At 64.2% G+C, this 19629-nt stretch carries 15 protein-coding genes; 11 read left to right on the forward strand and 4 right to left on the reverse strand.

Annotated features, from left to right (window positions below; all coding sequences use genetic code 11):
• Position 1 precedes the first annotated feature (1 nt).
• The 4 genes from BLQ55_RS25940 to BLQ55_RS25955 all read left to right on the forward strand — a co-directional run bounded on the left by BLQ55_RS25940 (position 2) and on the right by BLQ55_RS25955 (position 2688).
• On the forward strand, positions 2-760 hold the full coding sequence (locus tag BLQ55_RS25940) for a substrate-binding periplasmic protein (protein WP_092258135.1): 759 nt from the start codon (positions 2-4) through the stop codon (positions 758-760).
• A 109-nt stretch (positions 761-869) separates the two neighbouring features.
• Positions 870-1487: a GTP cyclohydrolase II gene (gene ribA / locus BLQ55_RS25945; protein WP_092204490.1), complete on the forward strand. Its 618-nt coding sequence runs from the start codon at positions 870-872 to the stop codon at positions 1485-1487.
• Positions 1484-1903 (forward strand): hypothetical protein, encoded by a 420-nt coding sequence (locus tag BLQ55_RS25950; RefSeq protein ID WP_060740421.1) that lies wholly within the window; start codon positions 1484-1486, stop codon positions 1901-1903. The genes ribA and BLQ55_RS25950 overlap by 4 nt, the downstream gene beginning before the upstream one ends.
• Positions 1903-2688: a cobalamin-binding protein gene (locus tag BLQ55_RS25955; RefSeq protein WP_092258138.1), complete on the forward strand. Its 786-nt coding sequence runs from the start codon at positions 1903-1905 to the stop codon at positions 2686-2688. The genes BLQ55_RS25950 and BLQ55_RS25955 overlap by 1 nt, the downstream gene beginning before the upstream one ends.
• Positions 2689-2801: 113 nt before the next feature.
• Here BLQ55_RS25955 and BLQ55_RS25960 read toward each other — a convergent pair whose 3' ends face one another.
• The 4 genes from BLQ55_RS25960 to BLQ55_RS25975 form a co-directional block, all read right to left on the reverse strand.
• Positions 2802-4682 (reverse strand): TonB-dependent receptor domain-containing protein, encoded by a 1881-nt coding sequence (locus BLQ55_RS25960; protein WP_092258141.1) that lies wholly within the window; start codon positions 4680-4682, stop codon positions 2802-2804.
• 148 nt (positions 4683-4830) lie between these two features.
• Positions 4831-6729 carry a 1-deoxy-D-xylulose-5-phosphate synthase gene (gene dxs, locus BLQ55_RS25965; RefSeq protein ID WP_092258144.1) on the reverse strand — a complete coding sequence of 633 codons (1899 nt, stop codon included), beginning with the start codon at positions 6727-6729 and terminating at the stop codon, positions 4831-4833.
• Between the two features lie 115 nt (positions 6730-6844).
• On the reverse strand, positions 6845-7732 hold the full coding sequence (gene ispA / locus BLQ55_RS25970) for a (2E,6E)-farnesyl diphosphate synthase (RefSeq protein WP_092204495.1): 888 nt from the start codon (positions 7730-7732) through the stop codon (positions 6845-6847).
• Positions 7729-7971, reverse strand: a complete 243-nt coding sequence (locus BLQ55_RS25975) for an exodeoxyribonuclease VII small subunit (RefSeq protein ID WP_003185917.1) — start codon at positions 7969-7971, stop codon at positions 7729-7731. The genes ispA and BLQ55_RS25975 overlap by 4 nt, the downstream gene beginning before the upstream one ends.
• 486 nt (positions 7972-8457) lie before the next feature.
• Between BLQ55_RS25975 and BLQ55_RS25980 the strand changes: the two genes are divergently transcribed.
• The 7 genes from BLQ55_RS25980 to BLQ55_RS26010 all read left to right on the forward strand — a co-directional run bounded on the left by BLQ55_RS25980 (position 8458) and on the right by BLQ55_RS26010 (position 19607).
• Positions 8458-9246, forward strand: coding sequence for a YfaP family protein (locus BLQ55_RS25980; RefSeq protein WP_092204496.1), 789 nt, complete (start codon positions 8458-8460; stop codon positions 9244-9246).
• A 29-nt stretch (positions 9247-9275) separates the two neighbouring features.
• A complete protein-coding gene (locus tag BLQ55_RS25985) occupies positions 9276-10985 on the forward strand; it encodes a DUF2138 domain-containing protein (protein WP_060740428.1) in 1710 nt (569 codons plus the stop codon).
• The gene (locus BLQ55_RS25990) at positions 10970-11629 is read left to right on the forward strand and encodes a DUF1175 domain-containing protein (protein WP_060740429.1); all 660 of its coding nucleotides are present in this window, start codon (positions 10970-10972) and stop codon (positions 11627-11629) included. The genes BLQ55_RS25985 and BLQ55_RS25990 overlap by 16 nt, the downstream gene beginning before the upstream one ends.
• Positions 11626-16194 (forward strand): alpha-2-macroglobulin family protein, encoded by a 4569-nt coding sequence (locus BLQ55_RS25995; protein ID WP_092258147.1) that lies wholly within the window; start codon positions 11626-11628, stop codon positions 16192-16194. Before BLQ55_RS25990 ends, BLQ55_RS25995 begins: the two co-directional genes overlap by 4 nt.
• Position 16195: 1 nt before the next feature.
• The gene (locus BLQ55_RS26000) at positions 16196-17815 is read left to right on the forward strand and encodes a DUF2300 domain-containing protein (RefSeq protein ID WP_092258150.1); all 1620 of its coding nucleotides are present in this window, start codon (positions 16196-16198) and stop codon (positions 17813-17815) included.
• Between the two features lie 3 nt (positions 17816-17818).
• Complete coding sequence (locus BLQ55_RS26005) at positions 17819-18652, forward strand: YfaP family protein (RefSeq protein ID WP_092258153.1); 834 nt, start codon at positions 17819-17821, stop codon at positions 18650-18652.
• Positions 18653-19025: 373 nt separating this feature from the next.
• Positions 19026-19607, forward strand: a complete 582-nt coding sequence (locus tag BLQ55_RS26010; protein ID WP_092258175.1) for a YjfI family protein — start codon at positions 19026-19028, stop codon at positions 19605-19607.
• Positions 19608-19629 lie beyond the last annotated feature (22 nt).

Raw genomic sequence — 19629 nt, forward strand, 5'->3', positions numbered from 1 at the left:
CATGGGCGTAAGCCGCGCACTACTGCTGTTGCTGTGTCTAGGAGCCTGTGCGGGTGTGAGGGTGGCCGAGTCGGCGCCGCTGCCTGACAAGATCCGCGCGGCCAGCGAGGAGTGGGCCGATTACACCCAGGCCGATGGCCAGGGCATGGGCTGGGACATCTTGCGCGCGGTGTTCGAGCCTGAAGGCGTCAAGTTGGAAATCCGCAGCGTGCCCTACACCCGTTCGATCGGGCTGGTGCAGCGCGGCGAGGTCGACGTGCAGGTCGGCGCCTATCGGGATGAATCCGAAGGCGTGCTTTACCCGAAGTGGCACTACGACGTCGATCACATCTATGCCTTGGGGTTGGCCTCCAAGCCGACGCCCACCCTGGCGACGATTGGCAACTATCGGCTGGTATGGATGCGCGGGTACGAATACAACAACTACCTGCCCAATGTCCGGCGTTTCAATGAGATCCACCGGGCGGTGGGTATCTTGCCGATGCTGATCCATGAGCGAGCGGATTTTTACATCGATGCGTCGATGGAAATCGAAGAAGTGCTCGCCAAGGCCGATAACCCGAAGCAGTTCAAACTCTCGCCGCTGATCAACTTGCCCCTCTACCTGGGCTTTGCCAACACCGCCAACGGACGGGCACTGAGCGAACTGTTCGATCGGCGGATGGAAGTGCTGGTGAAAACCGGCCAGCTCAAGCCGATTTTCGAACATTGGAAGCAACCCTATCCTTTCGACGAGAATGGCAAGCCACCGAAGCCGTAATCAAACTTTTCGATGGTTATGGCCGACAATTCAGCCTAAGCGTCGGTCGGGACGTGCTGTTACAATGCCCGCCTCTGCGAAACTCCAGTACTAGATCAGGAGCACACCGGTGCCTGTCGTTTTTGTTGCCGCTTCCAAGCTGCCAACGCCCTTTGCGCAATTCACCATGCATGGTTTTCTCGATGAAGCCACCGGCCGCGAGCATGTCGTGCTCAGCCTGGGTGATTTCGCCGACGGTTCGGCGGTGCTGGGCCGTCTGCATTCCGAATGCCTGACTGGCGATGCCTTGTTCAGCCAGCGCTGCGATTGCGGTTCGCAACTCGAGGCCGCGCTGCAGGCCATCGCCCGCGAAGGTCGTGGCGTGTTGCTGTACCTGCGCCAGGAAGGCCGTGGCATCGGCTTGTTGAACAAGATCCGCGCCTATGAACTGCAAGATGGCGGTGCCGATACCGTGGAAGCCAACGAGCGCCTTGGCTTTGCCGCCGACCTGCGTGACTACAGCATCTGCCTGCCGATGCTGGAGCATCTGGGCGTGAAGTCGCTGCGCTTGATGACCAACAACCCACGCAAGGTCAAGGCGTTGACCGACATGGGCATCGTGGTGGCCGAGCGTGTGCCGCTGCACACCGGCCATAACCCCCACAACAAACTCTACCTGGCAACCAAGGCCAGCAAGCTCGACCACATGATGGGCAACGAGCACCAAGGCGAGGTTGACCGGGCGTGACGCGCGGTCAGGTTCGGCGGCGGCTGTCGGTCAGTTGGTGGAAATACCTGGCCCTGGCCTTGCTGCCACTGTTCGTGATCAATGCGGTGTTCGGCCAGGGCGAAGCGATTCTGCCGGTGCTGGCGATGCCGTTGTTCATTGCCGGCCTGGCGTCGATGTTTGTCAGCCTGCGATTCTTCGGGCCGTATAAACAGGCCCTGGTCGCCACCCAGAAAGCCCTCGACACACCCGAAGAGCCCCAGGCCTGGATCGACCTGGCGGCCCGTCGTCGCGCCGCCTTCCTGGTGGCCGGGCTGCCGGCCTGGATCGGTGCCCTGGCGGTGTTCGTGGGCCTGGAAGCCGTGCCGTTGATGCTGCTGGCCTTGTCGACCGCCGTGTTGTTCTACCTGTACCGCATCCCGCGTCAACTCGGCTGATGAGCCGCTGGCTGGCGGTCTTGCTGCTGGCCGTCAGTGCCTCGACGATGGCCGCCTCGCGGGTCGTCAGCCTGGCGCCGTCGCTGTCGGAAATCGTCGTTGAACTGGGCTCCGCCGACCTGTTGGTGGGCGTGCTGGATGGCGGGGATCGCCCGCCGGCGCTCAGGGACGTGCCCTCGGTAGGCCGTTACGGGCAACTGGACATGGAGCGCTTGCTCAGCCTCAAGCCCGATCTGCTCCTGCTCTGGCCTGGCAGTGTCGGCCCGGCCCAGCGCGAGCAGCTCAAGGGCCTGGGCATCCCCATCCATGTCGCCGAGCCCCGCAGCCTTGACCAACTCATCACGCAAATCGAAGCCATCGCCCAGCAGCTCGGCCGCCCGGAGCGGGGCGTGCAACGGGCGGCTCAGCTGCGCGTGCGTCTCGAGGCGCTACGCCAGCGCTATCGACGAGACCCGCCGTTGCCGGTGTTCTACCAGGTCTGGGACCGGCCGCTGTACACCGTTGGTGGTGGGCAGATCATCAGTGATGCGCTGAGCGTGTGCGGTGCCCACAACGTTTTTGCCGACCTGAGCGTGCCGGCGCCGCAGGTGAGTGTGGAAGCGGTGCTGCGACGTAATCCGCACGTCATCCTGGCCACGGAACAGAGGCAGCTCGATGCCTGGAAAACCTGGCCGGTGGCGCAGGGGCGGTTGTTGTTGGTCAATGACAAAGGCCTGGAGCGGCCCAGTGGGCAGATGATCGAGGCGACGGCGCGGCTATGTGAGTTGATTGCGCCAGACAGATAGACCGCGGCGCCTGCCATCGCGAGCAAGCTCACTCCCACAGGGATTTCATAACAGGTAACTGTGGGAGCGAGCTTGCTCGCGATGACGCCAGGCCAGACACCACAGTTCCTGGATCAGAATTCCGGGGTCCAAGTCACCCCAAACAACCAAGCCCGACCTTCCTCCCGATACCCATACTGCCCCCCATCATGGCTATACAGCGCCCGGCTGTAGCCCTTGTCCAGCAGGTTATCCACCTTCATCTCCAGCTTCACCTCCCGGGTCAGCGTCCAACTGCCACGCAACCCGAGCAGGGCATAGCCGCCCAGGGCGTTGCGGTTGTCTTCATCGTCGTAGCTGCCGCTCACCGCTTGCCAGGTGGCGCCCAGGCCGAGGCGGTCGAATTGCCGGTCCAGGTCCAGGCTCAAGGTTCGTCGGGCGCGGCGGGCCAGGGTGTGACCGCTGTCACGGTCGCGCGGGTCGATAATGGCCAGGGCCAGATTGCCCTGCCAGCCGAAGACATCCTGCAGATAGGCCATTTCAAAGCCGTTGATCCGCGCCGAGGCGACGTTCTGCGGGCGTGAGTCGCGGCCAAAAATGATCGCGTCTTCCAGGTCGGTGCGGTACAGCGAGGTTTCCAGGCGGGCGCTGTCGCTCAGTTGGCTGCGCCATTGCAGCTCGTAGCTCTTGGCCGTCTCGGGCTTGAGGTCGGGGTTGCTGAAGTCCGGGTAGTACAGGTCGTTGAAAGTCGGTGCGCGGAAGCTCTCGCTGTAGGTCAGCAACAGGTCGTTGGCCGGATTGACTGGCACGGTGAGGGTGCCGCTCCAGCTGTTCTGGCCGCCAAACTGTTGGTTCTGGTCGCGACGCAGGCCCAGTTCCGTCGAGAACGTTTCGGTCTGGAGGCGGTGCTGGATGAACGCCGCACGGTTCCAGCGGCTGTCTTCGTCGAACGGCGTGCTGCTGTTGACCCGGTCCTGATACCCGTCGCCGCCGACGATCAGGCTGTTGCGCTCGTCCAGCGTCACATCGTTCTGCCAGGTCACCGAATCGCGGTAGGTGTTGAAGACTTCGCGGACAGCGCTGAGCTTGTCGAAGGTCTTTTCGCGGTTCTCGCTGTGGCCCAGTTCCAGGCGGGACTTCCAGGTGTCGTTGATGCGCCCGTCCACATAGGTGCTGAAGCTGCTCACCGCGAACTCGCTGTAGGGCTGCTGGGGCAGGGACTCGAACGTGCTCGGGTCGAAGCGGCCGAACGGGTTGTCGTATTCGCTTTTGCCGCGGTTATCCAGCAGGTTCAGGCCAACTTCCAGGTCATCGCTGGCCGCGTGGCTCAGGCTCAGGCTGAAGGACTGGTTGCGGTTGGCATCGTCGTCGCGGTCGCTGGCGTAGGACTCGTGGGTCCGGTTGCTGCCGGCGCTGTCGTCGAGGCTGGCGCCGAGGTTGAAACGGGTCTGCTCGTCGCCGCCGGACAGGCCCAGGCTGCGCTCCCGGGCCTGGTGGCTGCCGACCCCCATATGCAGGCGCGGTTGCAGGCCCTGGGTGTTGCCGCGACGGGTGAAAATCTGGATCACCCCGCCCACCGCGTCGGCGCCGTAGATCACCGAGCGCGAACCGCGCAGCACTTCCACGCGCTCGATCTGGTTGATGTTCAGGCGTTGCAGGTTGCTGTCACCGGAGGTGGCGTTGCCGATACGCTGGCCGTCCACCAGCACCAGGCTCTGGGCCGATTTGGTCCCGCGAATGTAAATCCCCGGCAGGCTGCCGCGCCCACCCAGCGGCGCCACTTGCACACCCGGCACGCGGCTGAGCAAGTCCGTGACACTGGCCGGTTGCAGGCGCTCGATGTCGTCGCGGGTGAACACGGTGTTGGCGGCACTGCTGTCGTTGCGGGCCTCGACTTGGCGGTTGGCGCTGATCACGATGTCGGGCAGCTTCAAGGCCTGGTCGCGTTCGAAGGGCTCGGCCAGCAGGTCTGGGGTTGGCAGTAGGGAAAGTGTGAGGGCGAGGCGCAGTTTCATGGGTGTTCCGTGACTAATGGGGTCACACAAAACCAATGTGGGAGCGAGCCTGCTCGCGATAGCGGTGTGTCAGTCAATATAGGTGTTGACTGACACACCGCTATCGCGAGCAGGCTCGCTCCCACAGGGGATCTGTGTGGTCTGGAAATTACCGGCCCAACAGCTGCAACCGCTGACGCACCGCCGCTTCGATCCCCGCCTCGTCCAGCCCGCATTCGGCGAGCATCTGCGCCGGCTTGGCGTGTTCGACGTAACTGTCCGGCAGGCCCAGGTGCAGCACCGACTTGAGGATGTTCTCCCGGGCCAGGAACTCGCTGACCGCCGCGCCGGCACCGCCCATGATGGCGTTTTCCTCGATGGTCACCAGCAGCTCGTGGCTGCCGGCCATCTCGCGCACCAGGGCTTCGTCCAGGGGTTTGACGAAACGCATGTCCACCACGGTGGCGTCCAAGGTGTCGGCGACTTTCAAGGCCTCGGCCAGTTGCACGCCGAACACCAGCAGGGCGGTTTGCTTGCCCTGGCGGCGGACCACGCCCTTGCCGATCTCGATGGGTTCGAGGTCGGTCGAGAGGGTCGCGTTCGGGCCGGTGCCACGAGGGTAGCGCACCGCCGCCGGGCCATCGAACAGGTGGCCGGTGGTGAGCATCTTGCGCAGCTCGTTTTCATCGCTCGGGGTCATCACCAGCATGCCGGGGATGCAACGCAGGAACGACAGGTCGAAGCTGCCGGCGTGGGTCGGGCCGTCTTCGCCCACCAGGCCGGCGCGGTCGATGGCGAACAGCACGTCGAGGTTCTGCACCGCCACGTCATGGATCAACTGGTCGTAGGCCCGTTGCAGGAAGGTCGAATAGATCGCCACCACCGGCTTGGCGCCTTCGCAGGCCATGCCGGCGGCGAGGGTCACGGCGTGCTGCTCGGCAATCGCCACGTCGAAATAGCGCTGCGGGTAGCGTTCGCTGAACGCCACCAGGTCCGAGCCTTCCTTCATCGCCGGGGTAATGCCCACCAGGCGTGGATCGGCGGCGGCCATGTCGCACAGCCATTGGCCGAAAACGCTGGAGTACTTCGGTCCGCTGGCCTTTTTCGGCGCGGCGGCCGGGGCGTCCAGGGGTTCGAGCTTGGTGATGGCGTGGTAGCCGATCGGGTCGACTTCCGCCGGGGCGAAGCCTTTGCCTTTCTTGGTGACCACGTGCAGGAACTGCGGGCCCTTGAGGTCGCGCATGTTGCGCAGGGTGGCGATCAGGGTAGGCAGGTCGTGGCCGTCGATGGGGCCGATGTAGTTCCAGCCCAGTTCCTCGAACAGCGTGCCGGGCACCAGCATGCCCTTGGCGTACTCTTCGGTGCGGCGGGCGATTTCCCAGGCACCGGGCAGGCGCGACAACACCTTCTTGCTGCCTTCGCGCATGCTGGCGTAGGTGCGGCTGGAGAGGATCTTCGCCAGGTAGTTGGACAACCCGCCGACATTGCGCGAGATCGACATGTCGTTGTCGTTGAGGATCACCAGCATGTTGGCGTTGACTTCCGGCGCATGGTTCAGCGCCTCGAAGGCCATGCCCGCGGTCAGTGCACCGTCGCCGATCACGGCGATGGCCTTGCGCTCGCTGTTTTGCAGGCGGGCGGCAATCGCCATGCCCAGGGCGGCGCTGATGGACGTGCTGGAATGGCCGACGCCAAAGGTGTCGTACTCACTCTCGGAGCGACGTGGGAAGGCGGCGATGCCGTCCTTCTGGCGCAGCGTGCCCATGCGCTCGCGACGATCGGTGAGGATCTTGTGCGGATAGGCCTGGTGCCCGACGTCCCACACCAGCCGGTCGTCCGGGGTGTCGAACACGTAGTGCAGCGCGATCGTCAGCTCGATGACGCCCAGGCCGGCACCGAAGTGCCCACCGGTCTGGCCGACTGTATAGAGCAGTTCCAGGCGCAACTCATCGGCCAGGGTTTCCAGCTCGGCTTCACCCAGGCGACGCAGGCCGTCCGGCGTGTTGGCGCGGTCCAGCAGGGGCGTGGTCGGGCGCTTGCGGGGAATCTCTTGAAACGTCGTGGGCATCAGGCGAATCGTTATAGGTATAGAAAGAGGCGGCAGTTTACCTTATGCATCGCAAGCTGCCCACGCGTAGGCCGGAACTTGGCCGATACGCACTTATGAATGGGTTGACCCTGTATCAGCTGCGTCGTTCGACGATATATCGCGCCAAGTCGCGCAACGGCTCGGCCGCCGCGTCAAACGGTCGCAGCGCGGCCAAGGCCTGGTCGCGCAACTCCAGGGCGTAGGCCTTGGCCGCATCGAGGCCGAGCAAGGCCGGGTAGGTCGGCTTGTCCCGGGCGATATCGGCGCCCTGGCGTTTGCCGAGGGTCTGGGTATCGCTTTCAACGTCGAGGATGTCGTCCTGCACCTGGAACGCCAGGCCGATGGCCCGGGCGTAGACCTGCAAGGCCTGCAACTGCTCGGGGGTGGACCGACCGCTGGCCAGCGCGCCGAGGCGCACGCTCGCCTCGATCAGCGCGCCGGTCTTGTGCCGGTGCATGTATTCCAGGGCGTCCTGGTCCAGCTTCAGGCCCACCGAACCGAGGTCGATGGCTTGGCCGCCGACCATTCCAGCGGGGCCCGCCGCCAACGCCAGGGCGCTGACCATGTCCAGGCGAATCTGCGCCGGGCAGTCGCTCAGGGCCGGGTCCAGCAGGGCGCTGAAGGCCAGGCTCTGCAAGCCGTCGCCGGCCAGGATCGCGCAGGCTTCGTCGAATTGCTTGTGGGTGGTCGGCTGGCCGCGGCGCAGGTCATCATCGTCCATGGCTGGCAAGTCGTCGTGCACCAGCGAATACGCGTGGATCAGCTCCACCGCGCAGGCCGCGCCGTTGGCCTGTTCGGCCTGGCCGCCCAAGGCTTCGCACGCGGCATAGGCCAACAGCGGCCGCACACGCTTGCCGCCGTTCATCACGCTGTAGCGCATCGCTTCGTACAGGCGCGCCAGTTCCGGGCTCGGGGCGCTGAACAAGGTATCCAGTGCAGCATTGACCCGGGCCTGGCTGCTGGCCTGATAGGCACCGATCATTCAGGTTGTTCCGCGTCGAAAGGTTCTTCGGTCAGCTCACCGTCGCGCTCGAGCAGCAATTGCACTTTCTGCTCGGCCTGGGCCAGCGCCGCCTGGCAGTCGCGAGTCAAGCCGATGCCCTGCTCGAAGGCGGTCAGCGAGTCTTCCAGCGACAATTCGCCGTTCTCCAGCCGTTCCACCAGCGTTTGCAGGTCGGCCAGAGATTGTTCGAAATCCAGTGCAGCTTTTTTGCGGGCCATGGCGGCTATTCCGGTTGACTGTTAAACCGGCGCGACACTAGCAGACATGGGGTTTTGGGGCAAATCAGGGCAGGGGGATCGAAGCGGGACAGCGGGCTTGCACCGACCTGCTTTGGTGGCGAGGGAGCTTGCTCCCGCTCGACTGCGCAGCAGTCGCAATCCGGTTCAAGCCCGGCAGGTAGGGCCGCTTCGCAGCCCAGCGGGAGCAAGCTCCCTCGCCACGGGTTTGCCTCCGAAATAAGCGTCAGTTTCCGTATTCGGCTCATTTGGTGAGCCGAATAACGGCTCTATTCGGCTCACGCACCTCTCAGTACGTGATTTCCCACACAGAATCGCGTGTTCCCCGATTGTGGAAAATCCGCCGAATAGCTACTCTTCGCGCCATCTACGGCCCCTTGTAGCGGGGCCTCCAGACGAAACCCGAATAATGACAAGCAGCGCCCGGGGAAGGGCGCCGGGTTGCGTCGTGCATGGCAGGAGGCATACGTGCGTTTTCTTTCTTTATTGATCGTGTTGCTCGGTGCGCCGTTGGCGTGGGCCGAGCCTTCGGCCGAGCTGTCGGAGCCGGTCGGGGGCTGGCGCTACAGTGGCCTGCTCGATCGCACGGAAAACCCCCAGGTCGCCTATCCCACACCGCCTATCGACCGGGGCGTGCAGCGCAACCGCACGATGATCGAGGGCCGGATCAAGGACATGGGCACGGCGCGCCAGCCCCATAGCCTGGCGGTCAACGGCAATCCACTGAATCTCTATACCGACGACGAGGGGCGTTTCGCCCGGCCGTATGCGTTCGGCGCCGGTTCCAACAGCGTCGAGGTGCGCAGTTCCGAAGGCCGCTCCCTCAAGCGCGTGCAATTCTATGAAGCCAACAACCTGCGCACCCCGGCACAGATCCGCGTGGTGCTGGGCTGGGACGATCCCCAGGCCGAACTCGATCTGCATATCGTCACACCCGACGGCCAACATGCGTTCTTCGGCCAGCCGGCGCTGAGCAACGGCGGCGGTCTCGACCCGGATGGCGTCGACGGCCCCGGCCCTGAAATGTTCACCATGACCGCGCCGATGCACGGCACCTACCTGGTCTACGTGAACTATTGGGGCAACTACGGCAGCGAAGGCTACAACTTTGATGAGGCCAGCAACCAGAACGAGGTGATCACCTCGCAGATCAACCTGGTGCTCAACGAAAACACCGTCAATGAAAAACGCGAGACCTTTGTCGTGCCCCTGCGCGCCATTGGCGATCTGTTGCTGGTCAAGACTTTCAATTACTAAGCTCCACGGATGAACAGGCCCTTGTGAATATGAGCGACAACACTGCTTCCCCGACCACGCCGACCCCTGTCGCCAAACCTGTGCGCCGCTGGCCGGCGATACTGATCGGGCTGTGCCTGGTAGCGGGTGTGGCCGCCGGGTTGGGCTGGTTCATGACCAAGCCCAAGGCGCCGCCCATGGAGTTGGCGTTGGAAAAACTCGGCCTGAGCCGCCCCGACGGCTTGCTCGAGGCGCATTCCCTGAGCCAGTTGCCCAAGGACCTGTTGGCGGTGCCGTTCCTCAAGGCCACGCTCACCGAGGACTTCGTCTTCTATTACGAGGCCCACGCCGACCGCCTCGGGCTGATCGGAAGCCTGCGCCGGATCATCTACGAGCACGACCTCAAGCTGCAGGACAGCCTGATCGAAGAGCTTTTCGACCAGCCAGCCGATGTCGCGTTGTGGCGCGGTGCGGACGGTCGCCTCAAGGATTTCCTGCTGGTGATGGATCGCGGCGGCCTGGCGAAGGTGCTGGAGCCGTTGGCGAAAGTCGCACTGGATGACGCGCAACTGAGCAAGCTCAGCGACCTGAAGGTCGGCGGTGACGACGTTGCGCTCTACCAGCTCAGCTATAACGCCAGCAAATCCCTGCTCTTCGCCTCCCATGGCGACAAGCTGGTCGTGCTGTCCAACCCGACCAAGCTGTACGATCCGGCCAGCGGCTCCGCGGTTGAACCGGGCAGCGTTTCGACGACCGCCCTGGCCGCCTTGCTCAACGGCGACAAACTGTTCCCCGAAGCCTTCGGCCTGCCGCCCAAGGCGCCGGAGGTCAAGCAACGCATCTCGGTCAACGCCAGCGTGCTCGCCATGGGCTACCAGCGTTTCATCCCGAACTTCGCCGGTTTGCGTTTCGACATGGACGACAAGGGCTGGCACAGCTTCCTGGCCATGGACGAGCTGGAAAACCAGCCGGACTTCGACTTCAAGCCGATCTGGCAAGCCATGCCCATGGGCGCCAGCGCCTGCGTGGCCTTGCCCCTGGCGGCTGAGCAACAGAAACCGTTGCTGGTCAAACTCGGCGCCGACGAAAAAGCCGCCCAGGCCATGGTCGACCATGTGGCCGGCGCCGCAGGCCTGTGCTGGTACGCCGATTCACGCCTGTACACGCCGCTGTTGGTGGCGAGCCTGAATGAAGACGATGGCAAGCTCGATGCCGACCTGGGCAACCTGTTCGGTTCGATGGTCGGCGCCTACGAAAACAATGTCGCCGAACATGCCTTCCCGGTCGTCGAGAAACAACAAGGCTCGACGCACCAATGGCTGCGTCAGGTCAGCTCCAATTTCGGCCCTTACCTGGCCAAGGAAGCGGAGCAGCCCGAGGCGATTACCGGCAAGGCGTTCCTGCGGGTCAGCCTGGCACGCCACGGTTCGACCTTGCTGTTCTCCCTCGATGACAAACTCGTGGACAAGGCCCTGGGCACCCTCGACAAACGCTTCCCGCCCATGGCCGACGTCGTGCCCAAGGACCTGCTGATGCCGGTCTACTTCGGCCCGGATTCGATGGCGCAACTGATGCAGCGTGAAACCCTCGACAGCTTGCCCCAGGACATGGAGCCGGTGTTCTACAACGCCGCGCAAACCTACCTGATCCCGAAACTGCGCACCCTCGGCGGCTATGGCAAATACGCGCTGACCTTGCCTGCGGGCAGCGAACCGGATGGTCACTGGCAGTGGCTGCCGCTGGAATGGAAAGCGCTGTGACAGCACTGATCCGCAACCCCGCGTTGACGTTGCTGCTGGCGTTGCTGCTCGGCGGGCCGGCGCTTGCCGTCGAGGCGCCGGCGCTGGATGTGCAGCAATCCCAGGTCTTTCGCGCCTGGTTCGTGCGCATCGCCCAGGAGCAGCTGAGCCGAGGCCCGAGCCCGCGCTGGTATCAGCAGGACTGCGCCGGGCTGGTGCGTTTCGCCGCCAACGAAGCGCTCAAGGTCCACGATGAAAAATGGCTGCGCAGCAATGGCCTGTCCAATCGCTACCTGCCGCCGGAACTGCCGCTCAGCGATGCGCAGCGGCGCCTAGCCCAGCAATGGCAGCAGGGCGGCGGCAAGGTCGGGCCCTACGTCAACGCCATCAAGCTGATCCAGTTCAACAGTCGCCTGGTGGGCCGCGATGTCGCCCAGGCCCGGCCCGGCGACCTGATGTTCTTCGACCAGGGCGACGACCAGCACCTGATGATCTGGATGGGCCGCTACATCGCCTATCACACCGGCACCACAACCCCTACCGACAACGGCATGCGCTCCGCAAGCCTGCAACAACTCATGAACTGGAAGGACACCCGATGGATACCCGACGCAGCCAACCCCAACTTCATCGGCGTCTATCGACTCAACTTTCTCTCCCAATGACCGGTGCCCGCATGCTGCGCTTGTGTTCAAAATTGCCCCTGCTGTTCGCCCTGTTGCTGGCACCTGTCGTGAATGCCGAAGACACGGTGGAGCCCAGCGGCTACACGCCGGTGGCCGGTGAAAGTTTCTTCCTGCTGGCCGACAGCAGCTTCGCCAGCGACGAACAGGCCATGGTTCGCCTCGAAGCGCCGGGCCGCGACTACCGTCGGTTCCGCATGGAGCCCTACGGCGGCGCCGACATCCGCGTCTATCGCATCGACAAGCCGCTGGACTTCCTCAAGCGCCAGAAGAACCTGCACCGCGTGGTCAGCGACGGCCAGTTCAAGGGTGAAGGCCTGTCGAACACCCTCGCGTACCTGTGGGACAACTGGTACCGCAAGTCCCGTCGGGTGATGCAGCGGGCGTTCTCCTACGAGTCCCGCCAGCAAGTCACCGAAGAAGTGCCGGAATTGAAGATTGGCGACGCCCTGGTCGCGCCGACGCCGTATGAAGCGCCGGCACAATTCGCCTTGATCCCGGGCTTGCCGGTGGTCAGCCAGTTCCGTTATCCACTGTGGCAGGCCAAGCCGATCCAGCCGCCAGCCGGGGTCAACCTGGCCGGTTCGTCCAGTGAGTTCGTCAGCGTCGCGCCGGGCAACGTCTATGTGCCGCTGGGCCAGTTGAAGCCAGGCCTGTACCTGGTGGAAGCGCTGATCGGCAAATACCGCGCGACCACCATGGTCTTCGTCTCCAACACCGTGGCCGTGAGCAAGATTGCTGGCGACGAATTGCTGGTCTGGGCCGCACGCAAGCATGAAGGGCGTTCGGTGCCCAAGGTCAATGTGCTGTGGACCGACGGCCTGGGCGTGATGAGCAGCGGTGCCACCGATGAAGACGGCCTGCTGCGCCTCAAGCACGTCAGCCCGGAACGTTCGTTCGTCATCGGTGAAGACGAGGAGGGCGGGGTATTCGTCTCGGAAAACTTCTACTACGACAGCGAAATCTACGACACCAAGCTCTATGCCTTCACCGACCGGCCGCTGTACCGGCCGGGGGATTGGGTGTCGCTGAAAATCGTTGGCCGTGAGTTCAAGAACGCCCGTGATTCGGTACAGCCGACCGCCGCCGACGTGAATGTCAGCGTGCTGGACGCCACCGGCACCGCGCTGCAAACCCTGGCCCTGAAGCTGGACGCCAAGGCCGGCACCCAAGGCCGTTTCCAACTGCCGGAAAACGCCGTGGCCGGCGGTTATGAACTGCGCTTCAGCTACAAGGACCAGCTCTACAGCAGCGCCTTTCGCGTGGCCGAATACATCAAGCCGCATTTCGAGATCGCCCTGAACCTGGCCAAGCAGGATTACCGGACCGGCGAGCCGGTCAAGGGCAATCTGGTGCTGCTGTACCCGGACGGCAAACCCGTGGTGAATGCCAAGGTGAGCCTGAGCCTGCGGGCCCAGCAACTGTCGATGGTGGATAACGAGCTGCAATACCTGGGGCAATTCCCGGTGGAGCTGACCAGCAGCGAAGTGACCACCGATGGCAAGGGTAACGCGACCCTCGACCTGCCGGCCGCCGACAAGCCGAGCCGCTACACCCTCACGGTGTTCGCCAGCGATGGGGCGGCGTATCGGGTCAAGACCACCAAGGAAATCCTCATCGACCGTGGCGCGGCGAACTTCCGCCTGAGTGCTCCCCAGCGGTTCAGCGCCGTCGGCCAGAAAGTGGCGTTCAGCTACGCCAACGAAGGCGGCAACGAGCAAGCCAAGGCCGTGACACCCGGCAGCTACGCCTGGGTGCGCCTGGAAGACCAGAGCACCGGCGAAGGCAAGCTGGCGGCCAAGGACAAGGGCTTCAGCCTGACCTTCGAACGCCCGGGCACCTACAACCTGACGCTCAAGGACGACCATGGCCGGGTCATCGGCGCCGCCGCCCATGCGGTGACCGGTGAAGGCGTCAAGGCCGTGCCGGGCACGGTCGAGATCGTCTTCGACAAACCTGAATACAAGACCGGTGACGAAGCGCTGGCGCTGATCACCTTCCCGGAGCCGGTCAGCGATGCGTTGCTGTCGCTGGAGCGGGACAAGGTCGAGGCCACGGCGCTGCTGTCCAAGGGCGGCGACTGGCTGAAGATGGAAAAACTCAGCGACACCCAATACCGCGCGCGCATTGCCGTGAAGGATCACTTTGCGCCCAACCTGACCTTCTCGGTGCTGTACACCAAGGGCGGCCAGTACAGCTTCCAGAACGCCGGCATCAAGGTGGTCACGCCGCAGATCGACGTTGCCGTCGTCACCGACAAGGCGACTTACCGCCCCGGCGACACCGTGACCGTGGACCTGAGCACCCAGTTCGCCGGCAAGGCGATTCCGGCGCACCTGACGGTCAGCGTGGTGGACGAAATGGTCTACGCCCTGCAACCGGAAGTCGCGCCGACCATCGACCAGTTCTTCTATCACCCGCGCCGTAACAACGTGCGCACCAGTGCCAGCCTGTCGTTCATCAGCTACGACGTGGCACTGCCAGGCAGCCCCGGTGCGCCGGGCAAGGCCAACCGCAGCGAACGTGGGGTCAAGGTGCTGGAGCGGCCGCGGCGTGAAGACGTCGACACCGCCGCGTGGCAACCGGAGCTGGTCACCGACGCCAACGGCAAGGCGCGCTTCACCTTCAAGATGCCGGACTCCCTGACCCGCTGGCGCATCACGGCCAAGGCGATCGCGGACGACGGCCAGGTGGGACAGAAGAAGCAGTTCATCGCCTCGGAAAAACCGCTGTACCTGAAGTGGAGCGGCCCGACCCGTTTCCGCACGGGCGACAAGCCGCAACTGGGCCTGTTCGCGTTCAGCCAAGCGGAAAAACCGCTGAAGGCCGAACTGCTGATCCGTTACGCCGGCGCTGAACAGCGTGTGGCGGCGGAGCTGAAAAACGGCATCAACTACGTGGCGCTGCCGGCCATGGAGCTGAGCAGTGGTGACCTGAGCGTGCAGTTGCAGTTGAGCGGCGAAACCCAGGACGCCCTGGCCATGCACTTGAACGCCATTGGCAACGGCTGGCAAGTCACCCAGAGCCAGCGCGTTGACGTGTTGGGCGCCGACACCCCGCTGACCCTGCCGGCCGACGCCAGCGATATTCGCCTGCGCCTGGATGACAGCCCGCAAGCGTTGTTCCGTTCGGCCCTGGACGACCTGCTGAGCTACCCGTACGGAGGCGTCGAGCAGACCGCCAGCCGTCTGTTGCCGTTGAGCATCGCCTATCCGACCCTGGCGTCGAACCCGCAGATCCGCGACCGCTTGCGGTTGATCATGCAAAACAGCCGCTTGCGCCTGGTGCAGATGGCCGGACCGTCGGCGAGCTTCACCTGGTGGGGCCAGGACGGTGAGCCGGATGCCTTCCTCACCGCCTATGCCTATTACGCCGACTGGCACGCCAGCCAGGCCCTGGCCCTGAGCCTGCCGCCGGAACACTGGCAGCGGGTGCTGGAGGTCTATGCCAAGCAGGCCGGTGATACGCCGCTGCTGCAACGGGCGTTGATCCTGTCGTTCGCCAAGCAGATGCAACTGCCGGTGAACACCTTGCTCAGCGGCCTGATGGACGATCTGGCGAAGGCCAGTGAAGACAGTACCGAGAGCGTACTGGACAGCGGTGAAGACAGCCTGGTCATGTACGCGCCGGACTCGGCCCTTGGCCTGGCCAGCGCCCGTGTCCTGACCGCGTCCCTGGCGAAACAGGCCAAGGTGCCGTTGCCGGCGGCCTTCAGCCGTCAAGCCGATGCGGCGCAACAGCAGCTGGAACTCAGCTCCCAGCCGTTCGTCGAGGCCTTGGTGTTGTCGTTGCAGACCTTCGACCAGGCCCGCGCCAGTGCGTTGCTGCAACGGGTGCTGCCGCAGCAGTCCACCCTGGAACGGGCCCTGACCCTGACCTGGTTGCAGCGCAGCATCGAACAGGCGGCGCCGGACCCGGCCCTGGCACCGAGCGAAGGCTGGGCAGCCAAGCAGGGTGCGAGCGGTGAAACCTACTGGCAGTGGCAGGGCACGCAGCCGCCAACGACGCTGACCCTGACCAGCACCCAGGCGCGTCCGGTGCAAGCGGCACTGAGCTTCCAGAGCCAGCAACCGCCGGTAGCGCCAATGGCGGTGTCCATCACCCGGCGTCTGTCGCGCCTGGTACCGGGGGATGAGGCCTTCACCTTCAAGCTCGAAGCCGTGGGCAACAAGCCGTTGTCCAGCGACAGCCTCTACCTGGATGAAGTGATCATCAACAGCAAGGCCTCGACGCCACTGCGCTACGGCATGCTCGAAGTGCCGCTGCCGCCGGGTGCCGATGTGGAGCGCACCACGTGGGGCATCCAGTTGATGGGCAAGGCCGACAGCGAACCGACGTCCCTGGAAAAAGCCCGCTTCGAGCCTGGCCAGATGGCGTACGCGGTACCGGTGGACGCCCTCAGTGGCGAGCTGCGCCTGCGGCACTTGGTGCGTTTCTCCCAGAAGGGCCAGTTCACCTTGCCACCGGTGCGCTTCACCCAGGTCTACGCGCCGCAGAATCAGGCTCGTGAGCAGAAACCGGCGCTTGGTCAGGTCACGGTCAACTGACATGCGCAGGCGGTGGGTTGGGTGGTTGTTGTGCTTGATCCCTGCGCTGGCAACGGCGCAGGACGAGCCGTTGCGCCTGGCCTTCGACGGTCAATTGCTGCGAGTGAGCCAGGCCCAGGTGTTGGATCGCCAGCCGCTGCCCGCTTCCTTGCAGGCACCACTGGGCAGTCTGTGGAAACTGTTTGTCTACGCCTGGTTGGTGGACACCGACGCTCGCGAGCCGGTCTATGAGTGCCGCGGCGAGTCGAAGGAAGAGGTCTATTGCTGCAATGCCGGGCAGAGCATCGGTCGCGATCAGGCGCTGGTGAAGTCCTGTGGCTTGTATTTCGAGCCGCAGCGGCTCGGGCTGTCGGCTTCGAACTGGCGCGATTACTGGCAGGCTCGCCAGGCGCCGGCCTGGTTGTCGGACCTGCCGGCCTTGCAGCCCCAGACGCAGGTGCCGGTCGCGGAGCTGCTCAAGGCCCTGGCCATGCTGCCGGCCCAGGACCAGGCCCGTCGGGTGCTGCTGGATGTGGTGCTCGGCGCGGCGGACGGGCGGCTGGTTGGCGAGTTGGGCAGTCGCCTGCGGGTCAAGACCTGGAGTTGGCTGGGGGACCAGGGGCCATCCTCCCGACAAGGCGGTTTCGCCGGTTGGCTGGCCGACGGCACCCCGGTGTGGGCCGGGGGCCGTGGCACCAGCCAGCAAGTCCTGAAGGTCTACGGCAAAGGTTTGGCGGCGGCATTGCCGTCCCGCTGGCCGGCGGAAACCGGGCGTTGCGTGGAAGTCGGCCTGTTCGCCCGCTATCCCTGGCAGCGGGTGATGGCCGGTGACCGGCCTGCCGCGCCGGGTCAATTGCGCGGGGATTACCGCGTCGAATTCACCAACGGCAACCAATTGGACATCCACAGCGATGGCGAGCTGTTCCTGATGCCCGGCAAGCTGGTGGCGCGCCTGGACCGGGAGGAATACGTCGCCCGGGTGCTGCAGCGCGAAGCCAAGGCCGAGCCCGCCGAAGCCGCCAAGGCACTGGCCGTGGCGATCCGCACCTATCTGCTGCAGAACGCCCAACGCAACGGTGATTGCTTGAGCATCGACGACAGCAGCCATCGCCAGCGCGTCGCGCCACGCCCGGCGGCGCCTGAAGCCCGCGCCATTGCCGCCTGGACCAGCGACCTGGTCCTGGCCGGCACCGACGTTACCTACCACTCCGACCAGCCCGGCCCGGACAAACTGTCCTGGGCGCAAGCCGTGGAACAAGCCAACGCCGGCCAACGCTACGACGCCATCCTGCTGCACGCCTACCCGCGTGCCAGCCTCAGTCGCTGGGACAATCCGGTGGCGTCCTGCGAGGCGCTGCCCGCCGCCCAGGACTGGCTGCTCAAGCAGCGCCGGGGCTGGCGTGAGCGGCTGGAAGGTGAAGTGGGCTACAACGAAATCAGCGCTTTCGCCGTCTGCCGCGTTGCCTTTGGCCGGCCTTATGTCGACCGCGAGCGCCAGCGCATCTATGTGCGCGGCGTGCTGTCGCTGCAAGACCGTCTCGACCTGACCCATGAATATCTGCACCTGGCCTTCGAAGCTCACCCCAACGGCCAGGACGAAACCTATATCGAAGGGCTCGCCCGTCACCTCTTGCTGGAATAGACCATGACACTCCGTTATCCACAGGTCTTGCTGTTGCTCTGCGCCCTGACCGCGTTGCCACCGGCCATGGCCGCTGACGCTATCAAGCTAGACACCCCCATTGGCGGCTGGCGCAGCGGGGCGCCGGGCGGTGAAGGCGAAAGCTTCAGCCAGACCGTCAACTACCCGGCCTCGTCGGTCAACACACCCCCAGGCCAGGCCAATACCGCCCGCATTACCGGGCAGATCAAAAGCGCGCCCAAGGACAGCAATGCGCCGGGCCAGTTGATCGTCAACGGCGTCAGCCTGCCGCTGAAGCTGGATGAGGAGGGGCGCTTCGACCGGCCGTTCTCGTTCCCCAACGGCAGCAACAGCGTGGAAGTGCGCAGCGCCGATGGCCAGCAGCGCCACCGCACGCAGTTTCTCAACACCAGCGGCGGTGCCACGCCGGCCAAGCTGCGGGTGTTGCTGACCTGGGACAGCGACGGCACCGACCTGGACCTGCACCTGGTCACCCCCGACGGTGCCCACATCTGGTACGGCGACCGCGTCGCTGCCAACGGTGCCGCCCTCGACGTCGACGTCACCACCGGCTACGGCCCGGAAATCTTCGCCATGCCCGCGCCGATCAAAGGCCAGTACCTGGTGTATGTGAACTACTACGGCGGCGGTTATCGCAATGAGGAGGACGGCGAAGAAGGTGAGGGCGGTGGGGCGCAAGCGCAACAAGCCCTGACCACCGCACAAGTCACCGTGATCACGGAGGAAGGCACGCCGAACGAGAAGATGGAAACCTTCGTCGTGCCGATGCGGGCGGTGGGCGAGCTGACGCTGGTCAAGAGCTTCAGCTATCCGTAAGCCGCCATCAGCTCCCACAGAGGATCGATGGTGGACGCCTGATCTGTGAACGCTCAAAAAACTGTGGGAGCGAGCTTGCTCGCGATGGCGTCGGTAAATCCAGCCTCTCTGCAAACTGATATACCGCTATCGCGAGCAAGCTCGCTCCCACAGGGTTCATCCGTCGTTTGTGACAAATAAAAATCTCACGCGTGAGCTATTGTGGGCTTTTGAAACTACCTGTAGTGTTTCTCACGCGTGAGTTTTTCACAGTGGGGTCAGTACCATGCCAACCAGCGCTCAATCAGATCCGCCTGAAGGGTCTGTGACCGATTCAGCGAGCCGCACGGAAGAGCGCGCCAAACCCTCCGCGAAAAAACCGTCGAGCTTCTACATGAAGCAGATGCGTGCGGGCCTGAGTGCCGCCGGGTATGTGAAACACGAGACTTGGGTGCTTCCCGAAAACCGAAGCCTGCTCAAGCAGATGGAGAAACAGCTACGCCAACCGATTCTGGCTGGCTCATTCATGTCGGAGAATTACATGAGCGCAGGTAACAACTGGAACATCGACCGCCTCTACAGCGCCCTTCAGGCCCTGGACGAAGTGGTCGCGAACGACATCACTCTCTCCCTCGTCCAAGGCTCCGAGTCCAGCATCAAGCTGGAAATGAATGACTTCGGTGGCTTGCCGATCTACATCGCAGTCGTGGGCGACCAGATCATCGTCGATACCGTCCTGGTGGATGTCGAGTCGATCAGCGACGTGGCGGCCTTCAACGACGCCGTGTTGCGCAGCCGGGAAATGTTCCCGCTGTCGTCCATCGGCATCGAGACCATGCCCAACGGACAGGTCGTCTACAACATGTTCGGCGCGCTGAGCTCCGACTCCAGCCTGACCAACGTCGTCACCGAGGTCAAAACCCTCGTCGACAACGTCCAGCGCGCCAGCGAAGCGTTCGAACGCTTCTTCATCTAATTCGCCGAACAGGAATCATCCA

This window comes from Pseudomonas sp. NFACC13-1 (assembly GCF_900104425.1).
GTDB classification, from domain to species: Bacteria; Pseudomonadota; Gammaproteobacteria; order Pseudomonadales; family Pseudomonadaceae; genus Aquipseudomonas; species Aquipseudomonas fluorescens_AA.